This window comes from Candidatus Planktophila sp. (genome assembly GCF_046070465.1).
Taxonomy (GTDB): Bacteria; Actinomycetota; Actinomycetes; order Nanopelagicales; family Nanopelagicaceae; genus Planktophila.
Genome location: NZ_JBJTMK010000113.1, coordinates 1 through 7,117 on the forward strand (window position 1 = coordinate 1; position 7,117 = coordinate 7,117).

Consider the following 7,117-nt stretch of genomic DNA (forward strand, 5'->3'; position numbering starts at 1 on the left):
TAGCTCATTTCAAGAGCCGATTCGTCATTACCGATCCCGATCTCTGCTATCTCGATGGCAATTCATTGGGCCGACTGCCCCATGACACCGTTAAGGCGGTCAATGACTTCCTCACCCATGAGTGGGGACGTGAAGTTGTGACCGGCTGGAGCCACTGGGTTGATGAGGCGCAACCAGCCGGTGACCTCCTCGGTCGTTCGGTGCTTGGTGCAGCCCCTGGCCAGGTCTTGGTCTGCGATACAACCTCAGTTAACTTCTATCAGCTCTGTCTTGCAGCTATTAACTCTCGTCCGGGTCGCAAAACAATTATCACCGATGCAGCAAACTTCCCTACCGATCGCTACATCTTGGATGGAATCGCTAAGCAACTTGGACTCAACTTGGTGATTATCGATAACGAAAATCCTGCAGTATCCGACAATGAACGCATCACAGTTGACATCCTTAAGCCATACATGAGCGAGGATGTTGCTCTTGTAACTTTTGAAGTTATTCAATATCGCTCTGGTGCGCGCAATGACATCAAATCAATTACAGATTTTGTCCGTTCTTTTGGCGCATGGGTTGTCTGGGATGCAAGCCATGCTGCAGGTGCGATTGAGATGAACTTTGATGACAATGGCGTTGATCTTGCAGTGGGTTGCACATATAAGTACGGAAACTCAGGTCCTGGATCACCTGCTTGGCTCTACGTCAATAAGCGAGTCCAGAAAGAACTTCAGGTTCCTATCCAAGGTTGGTTCGGAAATGAAGATCAATTTGGAATGGGGCCAGAATATGTAAAAGCAGATGGCATCCGTGGTTTCCAGATTGCTAGCCCCTCGATTATCGGTATTCGTGGTGTGCAGACTGCTTTCTCTATGATTGAAGAGGCTGGAATTACAGCGATTGCCCATAAAGCAGCTGTCGGCACTCAGATGATGATTGATCTCTACGATGCTTGGCTCGCAGACCTTGGCTACACCCTTCTGACTTCACGCGATGCTAACGAGCGCGGTGGCCATATTTCTATCGGCCACCCACACGCTGCGCAGATTTGCGTTGCACTTCGTAAGTTCGTCAATGTCATTCCTGATTACCGCACACCTAATGCAATTCGCCTCGCAATTGCGCCGCTTCCAACTTCTTATGTAGAAATTTGGGATGGATTTGAGCGTCTACGTGATCTCACAATCACCAAGAAGTACGAGGAAATTAAGGGTTCGGATTCACGAGTCACATGAGCGAGAACTACGATTCAGCGCTGACTTACACCTCTTACTTACAGGTGGATGAACTTCTGCAATTGCAGAAGCCACTCTCTGAAGGCCCTGAGCATGATGAACTTCTCTTCATCATCATTCACCAGACATATGAGCTGTGGTTTAAGCAGCTATTACATGAATTTGAAGCAGCGGCGAAGGCGCTCGAAGCTGGCGATTCTCATTACGCGTTAGCAATTTTGGGTCGTATTCGTACCATCATGAAGGTCTGCGTTACTCAGGTCGACATTCTCGAAACAATGACACCGTTGCAGTTCAACGCATTCCGTGGATATCTCTCTTCTTCAAGTGGATTCCAATCTGCACAATTTAGAAAAGTTGAAGCAATCTTGGGTCGCCGTGATTCAAAGATGGCAAGTCATCTTCCTCCGCATATGCAAGAAGAGATTGCGGAGATCACTTCTCGCAATTCAATATGGGATTCTTTCTTGGTCTACGTGGCCGGTCGCGGGTTCGCAATTCCAGAGGAAGTACTAGCGCGCCCAAAGGGCATCGCTTACGAAAGTAATCTCTCGGTTCAGGATGCTCTTCTTCAGTTGCATCGCACCGATGCAGAGGCAGCGATGGTCTCTGAGCGACTTATTGATATTGATGAAGGCATCCAAGAATGGCGCTATCGCCACGTAAAGATGGTTGAGCGCACTATCGGAGCCAAGATGGGAACAGGCGGATCAAGTGGAGTGCAGTATTTAGCTAGCACTCTCTTTAATCCCGTCTTTAAAGATCTCTGGGAGATCCGTTCACGTTTTTAAGAAGGTAAACCCTTAAGAACAATCTCTTGTAGGGCTAGGCGTTCGCGCTTAGCGGTTTCGCGGTCCAACAAGGGACCAGATAACTTCTCTGGTGCATCCTGAGTGCCCACTGCTACCACAACTACAGGAACAAGCTCCTCACCGATAGCCACTGCAGATTTTGCAACTGCCTTATCAAAACCTGTCATCTGATGCACGATCAATCCGCGATCATGAGCCTCAATTGAAAGCTGCGCAACAGATAAACCACAGTCGTATTGGTAATCGGCATGCGGAGAACCGTCAGCCTTTGTCGTCTTCGATGCAACAAGAATCAGAGCAGATGCCTTGTGGGCCCACTTCTGGTTGAACTCACCGAGGGAAGAGAGAATTTGAGCGAAGACTTCATCGCCACGCTTGCCAACAAAGTAACGCCAAGGCTGACCGTTAAAAGCTGATGGAGCCCAACGCGCTGCCTCAAGAATTGCCAAGAGATCTTCATTAGAAATTTCGGCAAGCTCATTAAATGAACGTGGGCTGCGACGGGTTGCAATGATTTCGTTTACGGGTGTTGCTGTCTCTGCTCTCATAAGACAGAACAGTAACTGGGGCCCGGAATTACTGCAGTGTGAAGTGCGCTTTAGCCCTGCTGCTTCTTGGTGTTAATAATCTCAGTGCGATGCCCGTATGCCTTTTCGGCGATCTCTTTACGGCGCGCGATGTAGGCATCAGATGCACCAGTAATGAGATGCTCGAATCGAGCATCTCCCTTGATGAGTGGGTGCAGTTCCTTCGCCGTAGTTTGTGAACCCCACACTGGTGGATCTTGCTTCACGACGTTGACGACAATATGCGGATTAATCATTCGATAGACCAGGCCAAGTCGGCGAAGTCCCATATATGCAAGATGACGTTTACCGCGATTGATGTGTTCTTGAACCTTGAGACGGTTGTAGGTAAACCATGAAGGACGCTTTGGTTCTTCATGTGTAGCGAGCTCGAAAAGAATTTTTGCAATCTCTTCACCACCTGTTGTAGCAGGAAGTTCTGCACACTTTGCGGCCAGACGTGCACGTACCTCTGGGTCTTGCAATTTCTTGACCGCTGCAGTGATGTCGTGGAGATCTGCCTGGTTACCGCGAATTGCAAAGCCAAAATCGTGGCACCACTGTGCGCGAGCTTCTTGGTCATCTGTTCCGCGAATATTAGAGACAAAAACCGTTGGCAAACACGCTGGAAGGTTTTCGTGAACACCGTTGTAGCCAGTAGCGGAAACACCTGCATCGAATGCGTGCAATACGCGGGCAAGTGGGAAGTGGCGCACGACGCGAATATCTAACCCTTCAGGGACAAGTGACTTTCCATCTTTATCTACTGGGTGCTTTGTAAGAATTACCTGCAGATCTTTCCAACCAATCAAGCCAGAGAGTGCCGCTGTGAGTTTCTCATTGACGTCGCTATCGCCGGTACCAAGTTGAACTAATACAGCTGGGCGATCGAGATCGAGACCTAATACTTTGCGGGCTTCCTCGCGTGAGAGTGCGTTCTCTTCTTTATAGAGTGAAACAGGCGAAGTCAGCGTTGCATCTTTTCGAGATGCAGTTGGTCCGAAGTCATATGCACGTGCAATATCGCCGGGTTCGACGATGTAATCCATCATTTTGGACTGCATGCCTAAAACAAAACGTTGAGGCTTCTTCTGCCAAAGGCCTCGGCGTACCCAGACCAAGGCAAGTTTGTGATGTGAAAACTTTGCAGCTATGACACCTGGATATGGAACAACTCCATCAAAGGACATCACTGTTGCGCCTGTCTCATCGACCAGAGCCATCAAACGATCGCGGAGATAGTCATCCCATTTCTCGCGCTCCATCCAACCGCGATCGCGGCCTGGGATGTATTCGACTCGAATGCCCATGTATTCGGGGATTTCTGCAATGCCGCCAGCCATTGAGACGATGATGGGGTTTGCATATTTCTTCAGCTCGAGCGCTATTGCACTTGCGCGCGCTAAGTGGCCCATCCCTACGCCATTGCTGGTCGCAAGGATGATTGTTGGCTTCGTCATGTCGGAAAGGCTACCAATACTTAGCGGTATTGAGTTTAATTAGGTTATGACACAGGCATTTCATCCCACCAAGGTTCGCCTCATTGAAACCACTGCAGAATTACTTGAGGATCAATTCCCGCAAGATATTCAGGTTGATGAAATCCTAGAAAAATCTGGAATCTCCAAAGGAAGTCTCTATCACCACTTTGAAGACCTTGGTGAACTTTTGGAAGCTGCGCAAGTCAGTCGTTATGCAATTTGGGTGGATCGAAGCATTAGCTTGATTGTTCCCGTTCTCTCTGCTGCCAAGACACGACAAGACATCATTGATGGTCTACGTCGTATTACAGAATTCACACAATCTCCCGACTATAAAGCGACTCGCTTCTCGCGTGCTCGTACCTTGGCAAATTCAGAAACTTCTGCCCGTTTTATTCGTGCACTTGGTTTAGAGCAAGACCGGCTCACTACCGCTTTAGAGGATCTCATTGAAGAGGCAAAAAATAAGGGGCTTTATCGACCTGAGCTTAATGCTCGTGTAATCGCAGTATTTATTCAAAGTTATACGCTCGGAAAAATAGTGGATGACGTTGTTCCTAACCCAATGGCTCAGAAGGATTGGGATGATTTCATTATGCATATGCTTATAAACACCATGGTTGTCGAATAGTTGCATCTTTAAAGAGCTTCGGAGATAATTGCCGAACACGATTACTCGTGCCTTAAAGGAGAGTACAGAACAAAACTGCTTCTAAGTAAGAGGCTTTTGTAGTACAGCGTTACAAATGACAACAGCGCCACATGCGAATACGTATCGTCGAGTCCCTGCTTCATCAACACCTATCTCAACTGAAAAGGTAGCTGCAGTTCTAGCGGCTGAATGGGAACTCTTTACCAAAAACACCAAGGCATCCGAAGTTGAGAGCAAGCGAGCATTTTCATCACTGCCCCTCGGTGTGACATCTAGTTTTCAGCATTGGGATCCTTACCCAATCTCAATTGAGAGCGCTAAGGGCGCCTATATGACCGATGTTGATGGTCGCCAGTTACTCGACCTCTCTATGGGATTCGGCGCCATGCTTGCTGGCCACCTCAATCCAGTCGTAGTGGAAGAGATTGAGACCTCATTAAACCGAGGCATGTTATTTGTGACCCCATCGCCTACCTCGACCGATGCGGCAGAGCGCATCTGTAAGCGCTTTGGTATCGACCAGGTTCGTTTTACAAACTCTGGCACCGAATCAACGATGTACGCCGTCCGTGTTGCGCGCTCAGCGACAGAGAAGATGGGCATCCTTAAGATTGAGGGCGGCTACCACGGTAGCTACGACCCATTCGTCGTTTCCAGCAAGCCACCTGTCGACAAGATTGGTAAGGCTGACAAGCCAACTCCGTATGTCGACTCCAACTTGGTTCCGGGCGATATCTACGTTGTTCCGTTTAACAACATTGAAGCCCTCGAGAAGATGTTTAAGAAGAATGCAAAGAAGATCGCTTGCTTTATCGTCGAGCCAGTTCTCGAAAACCTAGCAATTGTTCTTCCAGATGCTGGATATCTCGAGCGCGTTCGTGAACTCTGCGATCAGTACAACGTTGTTCTTATCTTTGATGAGGTAAAGACGGGTCTGACAGCTGGTGCACACGGTGCTGCTATGCGTCTTGGAGTAAAGCCGGACTTGATTACTTTGGCTAAATCAATTGGTGGAGGACTTCCACTCGCTGCCTTTGGTGGCAAAAAGAAGTACATGGACTTCGTGACCAATAACAAGATGGCTCACTTCGGTACATTTAACGGTAACCCACTTGCAATGGCAGGTGTGCGTGCGATTGATCGCATCGCAACCGAAGAGACTCTTGGCGCGGCCGAGCAGCTCAATCACCAAGCTCTCGAACGCATCGGTGACATCATTGATGAGTACCAATTACCAGCGCACACTGTTGGTTTTGGAGTCAAGGGTTGTGTTACTTGGGCAACGTCGCCTGTGCGCAACTACCGCGATTACAAGGCTACCGATTTTGGTGTGGCAGAGGCTCATTGGCTCTTCGCACTCAACCGCGGAATTATCACTCCCCCTGGACTTGATGAGCAGTGGCTTATTTCTCTCGCCCATACGCAGACTGAAATCGATATCTTGGTTGATGATTTTGCAGAATTCGCTAAGGCATTGCGCAGTTAACAACTAACACAAAAGTAGAAAAGGAAGTCCTGACAATGGAGTCAGCACTAGATACCGCACTACGACAATTAGGCCGAGCTGTTGAACAGCTAGGACTATCAGAGAACGAGTGGCAGACCTTGTCTACGCCTCGTCGAGTTCTTGAAGTTGCTGTTCCGCTTCGTGGCGATAACGGTAACGTCGATATGTATAAGGGCTTCCGAGTCCAATACTCGACCACTCGCGGTCCATCCAAAGGTGGAGTTCGATTCCACCCTGATATCGATATGGGTGAGACCGTTGCTCTCGCAATGTTGATGACCTGGAAGTGTGCACTTACCAATCTTCCCTATGGTGGTGCCAAAGGCGGGATCGCGGTAGACCCCGCAACGCTCTCTCTTGCAGAAAATGAACGACTCACTCGTCGCTACACCTCAGAGATTCTCCCCATCATCGGACCAGAGCGTGATATCCCAGCACCCGATGTCGGAACAGATGAGCGCAATATGGCCTGGATGATGGATACCTACTCTGTCAATGCCGGCTACTCAGTTCCGGGAGTCGTTACCGGTAAACCAATTTCACTCGGTGGATCTCTTGGTCGCACATCGGCAACCGGAGACGGCGTTGCAATCTCTACTCGTGAGGCTCTGCTCGTTAAAAATATCGATCCTCTCAGCGCAACTGTTGCAATCCAAGGATTTGGAAAGGTTGGTTATTGGACTGCGGTGGGGCTCGAGAAGATGGGTCTCAAAGTTGTAGCAGTCAGTGATGTTCATGGAGGTGTGACAGGTTTTGATTCTGTAACCCAGCTATGGGAGCACTTCAAAGAGCATGGCAATCTCGATGCGCCAGGAACGGATCGACTTACCACCGAAGAACTTCTCGCCCTTGATGTCGATGTACTGATTCCAGCTG

General features: G+C 48.9%; 7 protein-coding genes. 5 read left to right on the forward strand and 2 right to left on the reverse strand.

Annotation, left to right across the window (positions count from 1 at the left end; translation table 11 throughout):
- Both ACKOVI_RS05100 and ACKOVI_RS05105 read left to right on the forward strand, forming a co-directional pair.
- The coding region (locus tag ACKOVI_RS05100) for a kynureninase (RefSeq protein ID WP_509602988.1) at window positions 1-1,223 on the forward strand (1,223 nt) is incomplete at its 5' end.
- Window positions 1,220-2,014 (forward strand): tryptophan 2,3-dioxygenase, encoded by a 795-nt coding sequence (locus ACKOVI_RS05105; protein WP_509602989.1) that lies wholly within the window; start codon window positions 1,220-1,222, stop codon window positions 2,012-2,014. The genes ACKOVI_RS05100 and ACKOVI_RS05105, both read left to right, overlap by 4 nt.
- Here the strand turns inward: ACKOVI_RS05105 and ACKOVI_RS05110 are convergent.
- Window positions 2,011-2,583 (reverse strand): nitroreductase family protein, encoded by a 573-nt coding sequence (locus tag ACKOVI_RS05110; RefSeq protein WP_509602990.1) that lies wholly within the window; start codon window positions 2,581-2,583, stop codon window positions 2,011-2,013. The genes ACKOVI_RS05105 and ACKOVI_RS05110 overlap by 4 nt on opposite strands.
- A gap of 50 nt (window positions 2,584-2,633) precedes the next feature.
- Entirely contained in the window at window positions 2,634-4,061 is a 1,428-nt protein-coding gene (locus tag ACKOVI_RS05115) for a glycosyltransferase (RefSeq protein WP_509602991.1), read from the reverse strand.
- A gap of 46 nt (window positions 4,062-4,107) precedes the next feature.
- On the opposite strand from ACKOVI_RS05115, the gene ACKOVI_RS05120 reads away from it, so the two are divergent.
- The 3 genes from ACKOVI_RS05120 to ACKOVI_RS05130 form a co-directional block, all read left to right on the forward strand.
- On the forward strand, window positions 4,108-4,713 hold the full coding sequence (locus ACKOVI_RS05120) for a TetR/AcrR family transcriptional regulator (protein ID WP_509602993.1): 606 nt from the start codon (window positions 4,108-4,110) through the stop codon (window positions 4,711-4,713).
- Between the two features lie 115 nt (window positions 4,714-4,828).
- On the forward strand, window positions 4,829-6,220 hold the full coding sequence (locus tag ACKOVI_RS05125) for an aspartate aminotransferase family protein (protein WP_509602994.1): 1,392 nt from the start codon (window positions 4,829-4,831) through the stop codon (window positions 6,218-6,220).
- A gap of 35 nt (window positions 6,221-6,255) precedes the next feature.
- Window positions 6,256-7,117, forward strand: an 862-nt coding sequence (locus ACKOVI_RS05130; protein ID WP_509602995.1) for a Glu/Leu/Phe/Val family dehydrogenase, incomplete at its 3' end; no start/stop codon positions are given.

What these genes read in the sequence shown, in the direction of transcription:
- ACKOVI_RS05105 (WP_509602989.1), top strand. Translation starts at nt 1,220, where the DNA reads ATGAGCGAGAACTACGATTCAGCGCTGACTTACACCTCTTACTTACAG.
- ACKOVI_RS05110 (WP_509602990.1), bottom strand. Translation starts at nt 2,583, where the DNA reads ATGAGAGCAGAGACAGCAACACCCGTAAACGAAATCATTGCAACCCGT.
- ACKOVI_RS05115 (WP_509602991.1), bottom strand. Translation starts at nt 4,061, where the DNA reads ATGACGAAGCCAACAATCATCCTTGCGACCAGCAATGGCGTAGGGATG.
- ACKOVI_RS05120 (WP_509602993.1), top strand. Translation starts at nt 4,108, where the DNA reads ATGACACAGGCATTTCATCCCACCAAGGTTCGCCTCATTGAAACCACT.
- ACKOVI_RS05125 (WP_509602994.1), top strand. Translation starts at nt 4,829, where the DNA reads ATGACAACAGCGCCACATGCGAATACGTATCGTCGAGTCCCTGCTTCA.